General features: G+C 68.2%; 10 protein-coding genes. All 10 read right to left on the minus strand.

What is annotated here, in order from left to right; translation table 11 throughout:
• Nucleotides 1-2: 2 nt before the first annotated feature.
• The 10 genes from narI to BQ2383_RS04460 all read right to left on the minus strand — a co-directional run bounded on the left by narI (nt 3) and on the right by BQ2383_RS04460 (nt 14,866).
• Nucleotides 3-761 carry a respiratory nitrate reductase subunit gamma gene (narI, locus tag BQ2383_RS04415; RefSeq protein ID WP_091030133.1) on the minus strand — a complete coding sequence of 253 codons (759 nt, stop codon included), beginning with the start codon at nt 759-761 and terminating at the stop codon, nt 3-5.
• Entirely contained in the window at nt 758-1,462 is a 705-nt protein-coding gene (gene narJ / locus BQ2383_RS04420; RefSeq protein ID WP_091030136.1) for a nitrate reductase molybdenum cofactor assembly chaperone, read from the minus strand. Before narJ ends, narI begins: the two co-directional genes overlap by 4 nt.
• Entirely contained in the window at nt 1,459-3,141 is a 1,683-nt protein-coding gene (gene narH, locus BQ2383_RS04425) for a nitrate reductase subunit beta (protein WP_091030139.1), read from the minus strand. The genes narJ and narH overlap by 4 nt, the downstream gene beginning before the upstream one ends.
• Nucleotides 3,141-6,887: a nitrate reductase subunit alpha gene (locus BQ2383_RS04430; protein ID WP_091030141.1), complete on the minus strand. Its 3,747-nt coding sequence runs from the start codon at nt 6,885-6,887 to the stop codon at nt 3,141-3,143. The genes narH and BQ2383_RS04430 overlap by 1 nt, the downstream gene beginning before the upstream one ends.
• Nucleotides 6,888-6,910: 23 nt before the next feature.
• Nucleotides 6,911-8,221 carry an MFS transporter gene (locus BQ2383_RS04435; protein ID WP_091030254.1) on the minus strand — a complete coding sequence of 437 codons (1,311 nt, stop codon included), beginning with the start codon at nt 8,219-8,221 and terminating at the stop codon, nt 6,911-6,913.
• Between the two features lie 146 nt (nt 8,222-8,367).
• A complete protein-coding gene (cydC, locus tag BQ2383_RS04440; RefSeq protein WP_091030144.1) occupies nt 8,368-10,035 on the minus strand; it encodes a thiol reductant ABC exporter subunit CydC in 1,668 nt (555 codons plus the stop codon).
• Nucleotides 10,032-11,708 (minus strand): thiol reductant ABC exporter subunit CydD, encoded by a 1,677-nt coding sequence (cydD, locus tag BQ2383_RS04445; RefSeq protein ID WP_091030147.1) that lies wholly within the window; start codon nt 11,706-11,708, stop codon nt 10,032-10,034. The genes cydC and cydD overlap by 4 nt, the downstream gene beginning before the upstream one ends.
• A complete protein-coding gene (gene cydB / locus BQ2383_RS04450) occupies nt 11,705-12,733 on the minus strand; it encodes a cytochrome d ubiquinol oxidase subunit II (RefSeq protein WP_091030149.1) in 1,029 nt (342 codons plus the stop codon). The genes cydD and cydB overlap by 4 nt, the downstream gene beginning before the upstream one ends.
• A gap of 14 nt (nt 12,734-12,747) precedes the next feature.
• Nucleotides 12,748-14,163 (minus strand): cytochrome ubiquinol oxidase subunit I, encoded by a 1,416-nt coding sequence (locus tag BQ2383_RS04455; RefSeq protein WP_091030153.1) that lies wholly within the window; start codon nt 14,161-14,163, stop codon nt 12,748-12,750.
• On the minus strand, nt 14,150-14,866 hold the full coding sequence (locus BQ2383_RS04460; protein WP_091030156.1) for an ArsR family transcriptional regulator: 717 nt from the start codon (nt 14,864-14,866) through the stop codon (nt 14,150-14,152). The genes BQ2383_RS04455 and BQ2383_RS04460 overlap by 14 nt, the downstream gene beginning before the upstream one ends.
• Between the last annotated feature and the right edge of the window lie 75 nt (nt 14,867-14,941).

The raw sequence follows: 14,941 nt of genomic DNA on the forward strand, positions 1-14,941 counted from the left end.
GCCTAGAGCTTGCGGAGCTTGTCGGGATCCGGTGCCTGCACGGGGTCCCAGCCGCGGCGCACCTGCCGCGCACCGCGCTGATCGTCGCGGGACCGGTACACGATGTAGGGGCGGAACAGGTACCCGACCGGCGCCGAGAACACGTGCACGAGACGCGTGAACGGCCAGAGAGCGAAGAGCGCGAAAGCCGTGACGACGTGGATCTGGAAGAGCAGGGGCACGTCGGCCATGAGTTCCGGCTGAGGCTGGAAGAAGAGGATCGACCGAATCCAGGGCGAGATCGTCTCGCGATAGTGGAAGCCGGAGCCGAACACCTGGAACACCACCGTCGCGAGGGTGCCGAAGCCGAGCGTCGCCCCGAGGAACACGTACATCACCTTGTCCATCGCCGTGGTGGCGAGGAAGACGGGCCCGACGGTCCGCCGCCGGTAGATGAGGATCGCGAGCCCGGCGAGAGTCAGGATCGCGGCGATCGTTCCGAGCGACGTCGCGCCGAGGTGGTAGATCTCCTCGGAGATGCCGATCGCGTAGAGCCATTCGCGCGGGACGAGAAGACCGACGACGTGTCCCGCGATGACCATGAGGATGCCCAGGTGGAACATCGGAGATCCCCAGCGGAGAAGCCGGTTCTCGTAGGTCTGGCTCGAACGCGTCGTCCAGCCGAACTTGTCGTACCGGTACCGCCAGATATGGCCGACGATGAAGACGGCGATCGCGGCGTACGGGATCGCCACCCACAGGATGAAGCCGGCCGCGTTCATGACTCTCCTCGCTGCGACACCGGAGCGAACGGTGCGAGGTTGCCGAGGAAGCTCAGCCCGACGGTCTCGGTGGGAGGCCCTTCGCTCACGAGCGCGAGGAATCGCTCCCGGGTGCGGGCGTCGACGGGAGGAAGCGAGAGCGTGATCGCACGCACCACCGCTGCCCACTCGCTGTCCATCGCCTCGAGGGCGGCCCGCAGCACTTCGATCCCCTCCCGGTGCGAGGCGATCAGCGCCTCCGCGATCGGTGAGTCGCTCAGGGCCGAGAACTCCAGCACGGCCGGCAGATAGTCCGGCAGCTCCTGCGCGTCGAATTCCCACCCCGCCGCGCGGTAGGCCTCGAGGAAGGTCACGAGTGCCGTCCCCCGCTTGCGGGTGTCCCCCGTGGCGTAGTAGCTCAGGTAGAGGCTGCACTTGCGTTTGAGGTCGAACGTGACGACATACCGTCGCTGCCACTCGGTCGTCCCCGCGGTCGTCGCGGCCGCGATGAATCCCGTCAGCGCTTCCGCGATCGGCCCGGGTAGATCGGCCGCACGCTCCTGGAGGAGCGGAAGCCGGGCGTACCAGGCGTCGTCGGGGTAGTCGAGCAGCAGCGAGGCGATCATGTGCGCGGCCGCGCGCCGGTCGGCGGAGAGCACCAGCGGATCGAGTTCCGTCGGCAGCTCACGTCGCGGAGTCACCCGCGGCAGGATCGTGCTCATGAATCGTCCCCCTGGGGATCTGTCGGGCCCGTCGTCCGCACCGGCCCTGTCGACTGCGGAGGGAACAGCCCATCCGTGCCGCCGTTGCCGTCCCAGTTGAGGAGGTTGACGCGGCCGGGCGTCGACGGCCGGTCCGCACTCTGCCGATCGGCCAGCATGTGGAAGTTCTCCACGGCGACCGGAACGGATTGCCCGCTGGAGAGTCCGAACGGCCCTGCCCCGCCCATGCCGGGGCCACCGTCGAAGTCGAGCGAGCAGGCCATCTCCTCGAGCGAGTGCGCCTGCTCCGCATGGGCCGAGGGGATGACGTATCGATCCTCGTACTTCGCGATTGCCAGCAGGCGGTACATGGCCTCGACCTCTTCGCCCGTCATCCCGACCGCCTTGGCGATGCGCTCATCGCGCACATCGTCGATGCTGACCCCGCGCATGTAGGAGCGCATCGCCGCGAGCCGACGGAGCGCATGCTCGACTGGCCCCCTCTCCCCCGCGCTGAAGAGCTCGGCGAGGTAGCCGAGCGGGATCCGGAGCTTGTCGATCGCCGCGAACAGGGTGCGCGCGTCTTCACCGTCGTTGCCGGAACCCGAGATCACGTCCACGACGGGCGAGAGCGGCGGGATGTACCAGACCATCGGCATCGTGCGGTACTCGGGGTGCAGCGGCAGCGCCACCTCGTACTCCTGGATCAGCCGCCAGATCGGACTGCGCTGGGCGGCCTCGATCCAGTCCTCCTGAATGCCGTCTCGCCGCGCCTGCTCGATCACGGCCGGATCGTTCGGGTCGAGAAGGATGCTGCGCTGCGCCGCGAGGAGCGCCTTGTCGTCTTCCACGCTCGCCGCCTCCGCCACGCGGTCGGCGTCGTAGAGCACCAAGCCGAGGTATCGAAGCCGTCCCACGCAGGTCTCGGAGCACACGGTGGGCAAACCGACCTCGATGCGCGGGTAGCACATCGTGCATTTCTCGGCCTTGCCCGTCTTGTGGTTGAAGTAGACCTTCTTGTACGGGCAACCGGACACGCACATGCGCCATCCGCGGCACTGGTCCTGGTCGACGAGGACGATCCCGTCTTCCGCACGCTTGTACATCGCGCCCGAGGGGCAGGAGGCGACGCACGATGGGTTGAGGCAGTGCTCGCAGATACGCGGCAGGTAGAACATGAACGCCTTGGAGAACTCCGCCTCGACCTGCTCGCTCATCTTCTGGAGGATCGGGTCGTCCTGCATGGTCTCCATCGAGCCACCGAGGTCGTCGTCCCAGTTCGCCGACCACGAGATCTTCATGTTCTCGCCGGTGAGGAGGCTCTTCGGCCGAGCGACCGGCACCTGCGCACCCTTCGGCGCGTTGATGAGCATGTCGTAGTCGTAGGTCCACGGCTCGTAGTAGTCGTGGATCTCGGGGAGCTTCGGGTTGGAGAAGATGCGAGCCAGCTTCGCCAGACGCCCGCCGCTGCGCAGCTTGAGCCGCCCGCGCTTAGTGCGCGTCCATCCGCCACCCCAGCGCTCCTGATCCTCGTAGCTGCGCGGGTAGCCGACGCCGGGACGGGTCTCGACGTTGTTGAACCAGACGTATTCCACACCGGTGCGATTGGTCCAGGCCTGCTTGCACGTGACCGAGCAGGTGTGACATCCGATGCACTTGTCGAGGTTCATCACCATCGACATCTGCGCCATGACCTTCATCAGTACTCGACCTCCTGGTCACGACGGCGGATCGTCGTGATCTCGTCTCGCTGGTTCCCCGTCGGGCCGAGGTAGTTGAACGCCCAGGCCAACTGCGCGTAGCCCCCGATCAGATGGCTGGGCTTGAGCAGAATTCGCGTGAGGGAGTTGTGGATCCCTCCGCGCTGGCCGCTCGTCTCGGCGATCGGCACATCCACCGTGCGGTCCTTCGCGTGGTACATGTACACCGTGCCCTCCGGCATCCGGTGCGAGACGTTCGCCCGCGCGACGACAACGCCGTTGCGGTTGTACGACTCGATCCAGTCGTTGTCGCGCACGCCGATCTTGTCGGCATCCTGCGGACTCATCCAGATGGTGGGTCCGCCGCGCGACAGCGACAGCATGAAGAGGTTGTCCTGGTACTCCGAGTGGATGGACCACTTGGAGTGCGGAGTCAGATACCGCACCGCGACCTCGGCCTGGCCCGTTGCACCTCGTTGGGTGCTGGGCCCGGTCGCGCCGACCTTCGGATCGTCGAACAGCCGGTGCATGTCCAGCGGAGGACGGAACGTCGGCAGGTTCTCTCCGAGCTCCTCCATCCAGTCGTGATCGAGATAGAAGTGCTGGCGCCCGGTCAGGGTGTGCCACGGCTTCAGATGCTCGACGTTGATCGCGAAGGCCGTGTAGCGCCGCCCGCCGTGCTCCGATCCGGACCACTCCGGCGAGGTGATCACGCTCCGTGGCTGCACCTGCACGTCGGCGAAGGTGATGCGCTTGCCCTCTTCTTCTTCGGCGAGGAAGGCCATCTGCTGGCCGGTGCGCTTCTCGAGTTCGCGGAACCCCTGCACCGCCAGCCGGCCGTTGCTCGTTCCGGAGAACGCCAGGATCATCTCGCACACGCGCTTATCCGTGTCGAGCCTCACACGTCCGGCGGCCGGCCCGGACGGGAACACCCCGTTGGACTGCGCCAGTGACGCGATCTCCTTGTCGGGCCGATAGGTGATCGCCTTCGTCGTCATGCCCAGCTTGGCCGTGAGCGGGCCGAGCGATTTCCAGCGCGCCGCGAGGGCGGGGTAGTCGCGTTCGACGGGGATGAGCTTCGTCATCGTCACGCCGGGGACGAGAGGCGCGTCCTGCGGGACCACGCCGTGCGCGTACGCCATCACGTCGGGGGTGTCGTGCTGCAGCGGGGAGGCCACGATGTCGCGCCGCACACCCAGATGCCCCTCACAGAGCTCACTGAATCGCTCGGCGAGCTCGCCGAACAGGTCGTAGTCCGTCTTCGTCTGCCACGGCGGGTTGATGGCCGGGTTGAACGAGTGCAGGAACGGGTGCATGTCGGTCGACGACAGGTCGTACTTCTCATACCAGGTCGCCGCGGGGAAGACGAGGTCGGAGAACAGCGTCGTCGAGGTCATGCGGAAGTCGGCCGTCATGAGCAGATCGAGCTTGCCGACCGGTGCGTCCTCCCGCCACACGATGTCGCGCGGACGAGAGCCTTCCTCCGTCTCGGAAGCACGGATGGCCGAGTCCGTTCCGAGCAGGTGCTTGAGGAAGTACTCATTGCCCTTGCCCGACGACCCGAGGATGTTGGCCCGCCACACCGATACGACGCGGGGGAAGTTCTCCGGTGCGTCCGGGTCTTCGACGGCGTAGTGCAGTGATCCGTCGGTCAGCGAGTCGACGATGTGCTGCGCGGGCTCCTTGCCCGCGGCTTCGGCCTCGTCGCACAGGTCGAGCGGATTGCGGGAGAAGGTCGGGTAGCTCGGCATCCATCCGCGCTTGACCGACTCGACCAGGCAGTCGGCGGTCGTGCGGCCGGCGAAAGCCCCGCGGGCGAGCGGCGAGGAGAGCTGATCCGCGGGCAGTCCGTCGTAGCGCCACTGATCGGTCGCCAGGTACCAGAAGGCCGTGCCGATCATCTGACGCGGCGGACGGTTCCAGTCACCGGCGGTCGCGTACTGCGAGTACCCCGTGATCGGCCGCACCTTCTCCTGACCGACGTAGTGCGCCCATCCCCCGCCGTTGACACCCTGACAGCCCGTCATCGTCGTCAGCGCCAGGAACGTGCGGTAGATCGTGTCGGAGTGGAACCAGTGGTTCGTCCCGGCACCCATCAGGATCATGGATCGGCCGCCGGAGCGCTCGGCGTTGTCGGCGAATTCCCGACCGATGCGCATCGCCTGCTCGGCGGGCACCGCGGTGATCTCCTCCTGCCATGCCGGCGTACCCGGCGACGTCGGGTCGTCGTAGCCCGTGGGCCACTGGCCGGGGATGCCTTCGCGACCGACACCGTACTGCGCGAGCATGAGGTCGAACACGGTCGTCACGAGCGTGCCGGCGACTTCGCGGGTCGGCACGCCCCGGACCACGACGCCGGAACCGCCGGCGTGCTCGGCGCCGGCCTCGGGCGGGAGGTCGAACCGAGGAAGGGCGACCTCGGCGGCCGCTCCATCCCACGACGCGAGGTCGGCGATGGAGAGCGGAGGTTCGACGCCCTCGAGGTCGAGGTTCCACTTGCCCTCGTCCTCGGGCGTGAACCGGTGTCCGAGCGACCCGTTCGGCACGACGGCGTCGCCGTGCTCGTCGAGGAGCACGGTCTTGAAGTCCGCGCGAACGGCGGCGGCTTCCGCGCCACCCAGGTCGCTCGCGGTCAGGAACTTGCCCGCGACGAGACGGTCGCCGTGGCGCTCGAGCGTCACCAGATACGGAGCATCCGTGAACCGGCGCATGTAGTCCTCGAAGCGTTCGGTGCGCTTCTGCACGAAGTGCTCGGTCAGGATGACATGCCCCATCGCGAGCGCCAATGCCGCATCCGTGCCGGGGTGCGGAGCGACCCACTCGTCGGCGAACTTGGTGTTGTCGGTGTAGTCGGGCGAGACGGTGACGACCTTCTGGCCGCGGTAGCGGGCCTCGGCCATGAAGTGCGCATCCGGCGTTCGCGTGACCGGCACGTTCGAACCCCACATGATCAGGTAGCCCGCGTTCCACCAGTCGGCGGACTCGGGCACGTCGGTCTGGTCGCCGAAGACCTGGGGGCTCGCGACGGGCAGATCCGCGTACCAGTCGTAGAACGAGAGGATGGACCCGCCGAGCAGATTGAGGAAACGGGCTCCGGCGCCGTGCGACACCATCGACATCGCCGGAATCGGCGAGAAACCCGCGACCCGGTCGGGGCCGTAGGTCTTGACGGTGTGCACATGGGCCGCCGCCGCGATCTCGAGCGCCTCGTCCCAGGTGGTGCGCACCAGTCCGCCCTTGCCGCGCGCGCTCTTGTACGAGCGCGCGGCTTCGGGGTCTTCGACGATCGACGCCCACGCCGTCACGGGGTCGCCGTGCTGCGCCTTCGCCGCCCGATACAGTTCGGCGAGCGTGTCGCGGATGTAGGGATAGCGCACGCGGGTCGGCGAGTAGGTGTACCAGCTGAAGGCCGCGCCGCGCGGACAGCCCCGCGGCTCGTACTCCGGCGAATCGGGGCCGACCGAGGGGTAGTCGGTCTGCTGCGCCTCCCACGTGATGATGCCGTCTTTGACGTACACCTTCCACGAGCAGGAGCCGGTGCAGTTGACACCGTGGGTGGAGCGGACCACCTTGTCGTGCGCCCACCGGTCGCGGTAGAACACGTCGCCGGAGCGGCCGCCCTCGAGGAAGAGCGACCGGAGGTCTTGCGAGACCTCGCCGCGTCGGAGGAAGCGCCCCATGCCGAGCAGCGCGTCGGCGAGGGGACCATCGGTGGCCGGATGGATGTCATGCGTGGTCGGTGTCATGGCGCAACTCTCAGATCGTGCGGTCAGCTCTTGGCGGGCGCGCCCGGACGCGCGTAGTAGTACCAGGTCAGCGCCGTGCAGAACAGGCACCAGACCCCGCAGATCACGAAGAACGCGAACGGGGCGACGGCCGACAACGACATCCCGACGATGAACGGTCCGAAGGCCGCGACCGCGGAGGTGAAGCCGACGACGCCGCCCGCCTGACGTTTCGGGAACAGCATCGGCATCTGCTTGAACGTTCCCGCATTGCCCAGACCGGCGAAGAAGAAGATCGTGATCATTCCGGCCATGAATCCCCAGAACCCGTTCACGTCCGTCGGCGCGAGGAAGAACAGCGTGATGATGGTCCCGGCGGTCATGCCGATGCCCGAGATGAACGTGAACGGCGCCCCGCCGAATCGGTCGCACAGTGGGCCGGCGACCGCGCGCACGAGGGCCCCGAGTGCCGGACCGATCCACATGTAGGCGAGCGGATCGGGGGCGTTCTCGAACCCGCCGTAGACGTTGACGATGATGAGCCCCATCTGCGCCGCGAGCCCCGCATAGGCACCGAAGGTCATCATGTAGATCGCGGTCATGATCCACGTGTGCTTCAGGCGGAAGATGTCGAGCTGCTCCCGGAAGTTCGCCTGCACGGGGACGCGCCGGAGGAAGACGAAGGCGAGGATGCTCGCCAGCACCGCCCACGGGATCAGGACGAGACCGCCGTTGTGCAGCCACATGTTCGCGCCGCCGTCGACCGTCGACTGCGGGTCGAGGAACCAGGTGCCGAGGAGCCCGAAACCGATCACCCACGGCACCAGCACCTGGACGACGCCGATGCCGAAGTTGCCGATGCCGGCCTGAAGACCGAGCGCCGTGCCCTGCATCCGCTTCGGGAAGAAGTAGCTGGTCGACGGCATGTAGCCCGAGAAGACGCCGCCGCCGATCCCCGCTGCGAAGGCCAATGCCAGGAGCACGGCATAGGGAGTCGACGTGTCGCGCACCGCGAGCGTCCACCCGAGCATGGGGAGGGCGAGAAGGAGCGAGCTCCATCCCACGAGCGCCCTGGTGCCCACGATGGGCGGGAGGAACATGAAAGCGAAGCGGAGGAGACCGCCGGCCAGACCGGGGATCGCCGCCAGCCAGTAGAGCTGCCCCTGGTCGAGGTCGAAGCCGATGGCGTTCAGCCGCGGGGCGATCGCGCTGACCAGGTACCAGGTCGCGAAGCCGAGCAACAGCGAGTAGGTCGTGATCCAGAGGGTGCGCCAGGCGAGGGATCTGTCCCACGTGGCGTCGTCTTCCGGATTCCAGTTGGACAGGTCCTTGGCGAGTGCTTCCCCGGATTTCACGTGCACGATCCCTTCAGAACACGCATGTAACGTGTTACATCCAGTATCGCGGATGGCGTCGGATCAGGTCGCGGACCGAACCGTTTTAATTCGGGGTCTCGTCACGCCGAGACGACCCGCATCGGTCGTCACGTCGGCGTCTCGACTCAGACCGTGCGGCCGCCGTCGAGGCGCACCACGCGGTCGACCGTTCCTGCGGGCGGGGCCACGTGCGAGATCAACAGCACCGACTGCTCCCCCGCCGCCTCGAGCAGGTCGCGCAGCAGCGCATCGGAAGCATCAGGGTCGACCCCCGCGGTCGGCTCGTCGAGCACCAGCACGGGGAACCCACGCAGCAGGGCGCGGGCGAGGGCGATGCGCTGCGCCTGACCGCCCGACACGAGCGCGCCCCGGTCGCCGACCCGGGCGTCGAGACCGCCGCGCTCCCGCGCCCACTCACCGAGACCGACCCGGTCGAGCACGGCGTACAGTTCATCGTCGGTCGCCGTGTCGCGCGCGAAGAGCAGGTTTTGGCGGATGTCCTCATCGAACAGCTGGGGGCTCTGCTCGCAGAGGCCGACGGTTCGACGCAGCGCCGGCCCCGACATCTCCGCTGCGTCCTGCCCGTCGATCAGGTACTCGCCCTGCACGCGGAGGAAGCCGACGAGGACGGCCGCCAGCGAGCTCTTCCCCGCCCCACTCGGCCCTGCCACCAGCACCCGCTCTCCTGGCTGCAGATCGAGGTCGACCCCCGTGAGCGCAGGGTCACCGCCGGGCCAGTTCGCGCGAACGCCGCGCATCCGGATCGTCGGCGTGCCGGCGAGCTCGACGTCGTCGCCCGCGTCGGGCCGCAGCTCATCGGGCATCCGCTCCGGCAGCGTGTCGACGATGCGCTCCGCGCTCGAGCGGACGCTCCGCCACGACGCCGCGGCCACCGGAACCGCGCCGAAGATCTCGAACACCACCATCGGCACGAGCACCGCCACGGCCAACCAGGGTCCGTCGATCGAACCGTCGGTCAGCCCGGGCGCGGCAGCGGCGAGCGCCCAGACGGATGACGCCCCGGCGACCGCGGAGACGACGCCGGCGGCGATGGCCTGCGCGAACGAGGCACGGTCGACGACGCGTCGCAATGCGGCGTCGGCTGCCGCGATCCGCTCGCGCGCCTTCGCCTCGGCGCCGTAAGCCAGGAGCACGTCGAGGCTGCCGAAGTAGTCGACGAGCGCGGCCGAGAGCTCGGCCCGTCGCACGGACACGAGCTGTTCGGCACGCGAGCCGAACACCCAGCCGAGTCCGATCGCCGCAGCCGCAGCGGCCACCAGGCACACCGCCAGCGTGAGGGCGGCCGGCGGCGAGACGAATGCGATGAAGCCCACGGCCCCGACCGCCACGACCGCGGCGACCCCGAGCGGCTGCACCACACGCAGCGGCAGGTTCTGCAGGTTCTCGACATCGTCCACGAGCGCCGTGAGCATCTGTCCGCGATCCGTCGAGCCGAGACCGGCCGGAGAGAGCGGTGTCAGTCTCCGCACCATGTCGGCCCGCGTCGAGGCGAGTTGGCGCAGCGCCGCATCGTGGCCGCTCAGCCGCTCGAGATAGCGGGTGACGGCGCGGGACACCGCGAAGAACCGCACGCCGACGACCGCGATCGACAGCGGGACGAGCGAGTCGACGATGGAGGCGCTCACGATGAGCCAGCCGCTGACCGCCAGCAGGCTCACAGCGGCGGCAGCCGACAGCACTCCCCAGACCAGTCCGGGGAGGAAGCGTCCGATCGGCGGCTGCGCGAGCTTCAGGACGCCGCGGATCCGTTCGCGACGTGTCGACCCGCTCATGCGTTCACCCCCAGCGTCACGATGTGATCGGCGATGTCCCGCGCGGTCCGACGGTGCGACACCAGGAGGACGGTCGCCCCGGCATCCGCTCGCGCGCGCAGCGACCGCCAGAGCCGCCCCTCGGTGTCGGGGTCGAGAGCACTCGAGGGCTCATCGAGTGCGAGCACCCGGCTCGGGTCGGACGACTGCCGGTAGAGCGCTCTGGCGACAGCGATCCGCTGCGCCTGGCCTCCCGACAGACCACTGCCCTGCACGCCGAGCTCGAGGGCGGGGTCGATGCCCTCGGCGCAGGCGGCGTCGAGCGCCACACGGACGCGGTCGGCATCCGGTTCCGCGTCGCCGAGCGCGACGTTCGCGGCGACCGTCCCCCGCATCAGCCCCGGAGTCTGCCCAGCCCAGGCGAGCCACGCCGCCGGGGAGAGCTCGCGAACGTCGCTCCCGGCGAAGGCGGCCGCCCCGTCGAAGTCGGCTGCTCCCCGGAGAGCCGCGAGCAGCGACGACTTCCCCACGCCGCTCTGCCCCTCGATCAGCGTGATCGTCCCCGGCGCGGCGGTGAACGACACCGGCGGCAGACCCCGCACGCGCAGCCCTTCGACCACGAGGGCTCCCGCATCCGCCGGTCCCGCTGCTCCCGCCGGTCCCACTTGCAGGATCGATTCACGGATGTCGGGCGATTCTTCGGCGATTCCTCCTGCATCCGTGGAACCGTCCTGCATCTGCACCCGGGCCCGCGCCGCGTCGAGCACCTCGAACACGTCCTCTGTCGCCGCCACACCCTCGGCGGCCGCGTGGAACTGCACCCCCACCTGTCGGATCGGCAGGAACGCCTCGGGTGCGAGCAGCAGCACGAACAGCCCGACCTCGAGCGTCAGGTCGCCGGACAGCAGCCGGAACCCGACCGACACCGCGATGAGCGCGACCGCGAGCGAGGCCAGCAGCTCCATCGCGAAGCCGGACAGGAACGAGAACCGCAGCACCTTCATGGTCTCGCGGCGATACTCGTCGGCGGTGACCTCGATGCGGTCGGCAGCGCGTCGCTCACGCCCGAACAGCCGCAGCGTCGACAGTCCCTGCACCGTGTCGGCGAAGCGGGCGGCGAGGCGCTGCAGCGTCTGCCACTGCCGGGTCTGCACCGTGCGGGTCGCCATCCCGATCAGGATGAGGAACAGCGGGATCAGCGGCAGGGTGATGATCGCGGTCAGCCCGCTCGGCCAGTCCTGCCACCACATCACCGCGACCAGCACCGGCGTCGCGATCACGGTCAGCACGAGCTGCGGGATGTAGCGGGCGAAGTACCCGTCGAGGGCTTCCAGTCCATGCCCCGCGGTCACGGCGAGCTCGGTCTGGTTCCGCTGTGCGAGCCACCCCGGTCCCAGTCGCCCGACCGCCGAGATCAGGGCCGAGCGCAGTTGCATCCCCGTCTTCGCGGCAGCCCGCGTCCCCGCGGCATCCGAGGCGGCGATCAGCAGCCCGCGCAGCAGTGCCGTGAGCAGCAGCCAGAGCAGGGATGCCGAGACATCACGCCCCGCGATCGCCCCGGTGACGGCATCCGTCAGCAGCCAGGCGAAGACGATCACGACCGCCGTCTGGACGACGCCGATCAACGCGGATGCCGCGAGGAACCCCCTCGCGGCACCCGCGTATCGCAGCAGTCTCGGATCGACGGGTTTCACGCGTGCGCCGGAGCCCCCTCGATGGACTTGCGGGTGACGCGCTTGCGGAACACCCAGTACGTCCACGCCTGGTACGCGAGCACGAGCGGCATCGCGATCAAGGCGGTCCAGCTCATGATCTGCAGCGTATACGGAGTGCTCGACGCATTCGCGATCGTGAGGCTGTAGGCCGGGTCGATCGTCGACGGCATCACGAACGGGAACAGGGCGGCGAACAGCATCACCACGGCGAACAGCACCGTGAGCATGCCGGAGAAGAACGCCCAGCCGTCGCGCCGAGCGAGCGAGAACCCGACTGCTGCGATGAGACTGACCGCCGCGAGCGCACCGGCGCCGATGACGAGCCAGAGCAGCGGAGCCTCGCGCCCCATCGCGATCATGACCGTCCAGATCACCGTGGCCGCCGCGACGAGGATCGTGGGGATGGCCGCCCTCTTCGCCAGGCGCCGCGCGTCTTCATGCACCTGACCGTCGGTCTTGAGTGCGACGAACAGCACGCCGTGCAGGAAGAACAGCAGCAGCGTGGTGACGCCGACCAGCAGGGCGTACGGGTTCAGCAGCGCGAAGAAGCCTCCGACGTAGATGTGGTTCTCGTCGATCGCGACGCCCTGCACGATGTTGCCGAAGGCGACGCCCCACAGCAGCGCCGGGACGACCGAGCCGATCACGATCATCCGGTCGAAGCCCGCTTTCCACTTCGCGCTGTCGCGCTGGTGCCGGTACTCGAACGAGACGCCGCGCAGGATCAGCGCGAGCAGGATCAGCAGCAGCGGCAGGTAGAAGCCGCTGAACAACGTCGCGTACCACTCGGGGAACGACGCGAACAGCACGGCGCCGGCGACGATGACCCAGGTCTCGTTGAGATCCCAGACCGGGCCGATCGTATTGATGACCTGGCGGCGCGAGACGTCGTCCTTGCCGAGGAACGGCAGCGACATGCCCACACCGAAGTCGAACCCGTCGAGTACGAAGTAGCCCACGAAGAAGAAGGCGACGATGAAGAACCAGAGTGTTGCGAGATCCATGATGCTCCTCCCTCTCAGTAGACGACCGACGGCAGCTGGGCCGTCTCCTCGTGCGGTTGCTCGTCGGTGTCCGGTCCCTTCTGCGCGGCCCGGATGATGAGGCGGATCTCGACGACGGCGAGCGCCGCGTAGATCGCCGTGAACGAGATCAGCGAGATCAGCACCTCGAGGCCGCTGACTCCCGGCGAGACACCGTCCTGGGTGGTCATCAACCCGAACACGATCCAGGGCTGTCTGCCCATCTCGGTGAAGACCCAGCCCATGATGTTGGCGGCGAGCGCGAGCGGGAACGACCAGATCGCGAGCTTCCACATCCACTGCGCCGGGGGCTTCTTGGCGCCCTTGCGGGTGAGCCACAGGCCGACGACGGCGACGAGCGCGGCGGCGATGCCGAGGCCGATCATCCAGCGGAACGCCCAGTACGTGATCCACAGGACCGGGGCGAAGTCCTCGAGTCCCGTGGCGGCGTACGTCTGGGCGTACTCGGCATTCAGGTCGTTGATGCCGTGCACGCAGGCGTCGAGGGTGTGCGTCGACAGCAGCGACAGCAGATACGGCACTCGGATCGAGAACAGTTCGGAGCTGCCGTCCGGTGTGCCGAGCGTGAAGAGGCTGAACGAGGCGTCCGGTCCGCAGACCGTGTTGAACGTCGCCTCCGCTGCCGCCATCTTCATCGGCTGCGCGGCGTACATCGCGAGTCCGAGCTGGTCTCCCGTGAGCACGACGCCCGCGGTGGAGACGATCATCGCCCACAGCCCGAACTTGAGCGAGATGCGCATGGTGTCGAAGTGCTGGCCGCGCGAGAGGTGCCAGGCCGAGACCGAGATGACGACACCGGCGGCGAACATGAACGCGCCGAAGATCGTGTGCGGGAAGGCGGCGAGAGCGACGGGGTTGGTCAGCAGCGCCCAGAAGTCGGTCAGCTCGGCGCGGTTGGTCGCCTCGTTGAAGGTGTAGCCGACGGGGTTCTGCATGAACGCGTTGGCCGCGATGATGAAGTACGCCGAGAGGATGCTGCCGATCGAGACGCACCAGATCGTGGCGAGGTGGAGCTTCTGCGGGAGCTTGTCCCAGCCGAAGATCCACAGTCCGATGAACGTCGCCTCGAAGAAGAACGCGAGCAGGCCCTCGAACGCGAGCGGGGCGCCGAACACGTCGCCGACGAAGCGGGAGTAGTCCGACCAGTTCATGCCGAACTGGAACTCCTGCACGATGCCGGTGACGACGCCCATGGCGAAGTTGATCAGGAAGATCTTGCCGAAGAAGCGGGTCAGGTGCAGGTACTGGACCTTGCCGGTGCGCACCCACGCGGTCTGGAAGATCGCGGCCACCAGGGCCATGCCGATCGTCAGCGGAACGAACAGGTAGTGGTAGACGGTCGTCAGCCCGAATTGCCATCGGGCGAGAGCGAGCGGATCAAGCCATTCCATGCGCTACTCCTGTTCTGTGAGGCTGTTGCCCCGTGCCGGGACGCCGCAGCGTCGTTCCCTCGGCCATCCGCGCCGTGGCGTCGCGCAGCTGGACGGTGCAGTCCGATGCGAGGACGGCGTCGCGGACGCACTCGGCTTCGAGTGGTCCGCCGGCCTCGTTCAGCACGCTCTGCATGAGCTCGAGATGCACGCGGCACAGCATCGGGCGGTCCTCGGACCGGCTGGCCGCATGCGGACACGGGCTGAGGTCGATCGTGAGGCTGCCGTCGTCGATCAGGGGCTCGAAGCCGCTCTCCTCCAGGTGCTCCACGAGCGCGTCGAGCTGATACGTGGCATCGCGGCCGAGCCCTGACCCGGCGTCGGGGATCATGCTGCGCATCAGGTCGCCCCGACGTGCAGCCGCCTTCGCCTTGTCGCGCGCCACCGGGCTGGATGCCCCCGGCGCGCCTGTGGCGGCCCGGTAGAGGGTGCGCGGTCGCCCCCGCGTCGTGCGGTGCTCGACGGTCGGGATGACGTGGCCGCCTTCGATCAGCCGCTGCAGGTGCTCGCGGACCGTGTTGGGATGCAGACCCGTGGCCTCGCACAGCTCAGCGATGCTGAGTTCGGCGCGCGCCTTCGCGCTTCCCGCTTCGAAGAGCAGGTGCAGGATCTGCACCCGGGAGTAGCTCGATATCGGCCCGCAGACGGACCCGCCGTTGGCCATGATCCCAGTATCCCGTGATACCGGCCGGTTGCACCGGTGTCCGGCCGTGAATAAACACCTGGTCGATAGGGATGT

Source organism: Microbacterium oxydans, assembly GCF_900095745.1.
Classification (GTDB): Bacteria; Actinomycetota; Actinomycetes; order Actinomycetales; family Microbacteriaceae; genus Microbacterium; species Microbacterium oxydans_B.

Bases quoted from the DNA above. Each gene is read 5' to 3' on its own strand.
- narJ (WP_091030136.1), bottom strand. From the start codon at position 1,462: ATGAGCACGATCCTGCCGCGGGTGACTCCGCGACGTGAGCTGCCGACG.
- BQ2383_RS04430 (WP_091030141.1), bottom strand. From the start codon at position 6,887: ATGACACCGACCACGCATGACATCCATCCGGCCACCGATGGTCCCCTC.
- narH (WP_091030139.1), bottom strand. From the start codon at position 3,141: ATGAAGGTCATGGCGCAGATGTCGATGGTGATGAACCTCGACAAGTGC.
- cydB (WP_091030149.1), bottom strand. From the start codon at position 12,733: ATGGATCTCGCAACACTCTGGTTCTTCATCGTCGCCTTCTTCTTCGTG.
- narI (WP_091030133.1), bottom strand. From the start codon at position 761: ATGAACGCGGCCGGCTTCATCCTGTGGGTGGCGATCCCGTACGCCGCG.
- cydC (WP_091030144.1), bottom strand. From the start codon at position 10,035: ATGAGCGGGTCGACACGTCGCGAACGGATCCGCGGCGTCCTGAAGCTC.
- BQ2383_RS04460 (WP_091030156.1), bottom strand. From the start codon at position 14,866: ATGGCCAACGGCGGGTCCGTCTGCGGGCCGATATCGAGCTACTCCCGG.
- BQ2383_RS04455 (WP_091030153.1), bottom strand. From the start codon at position 14,163: ATGGAATGGCTTGATCCGCTCGCTCTCGCCCGATGGCAATTCGGGCTG.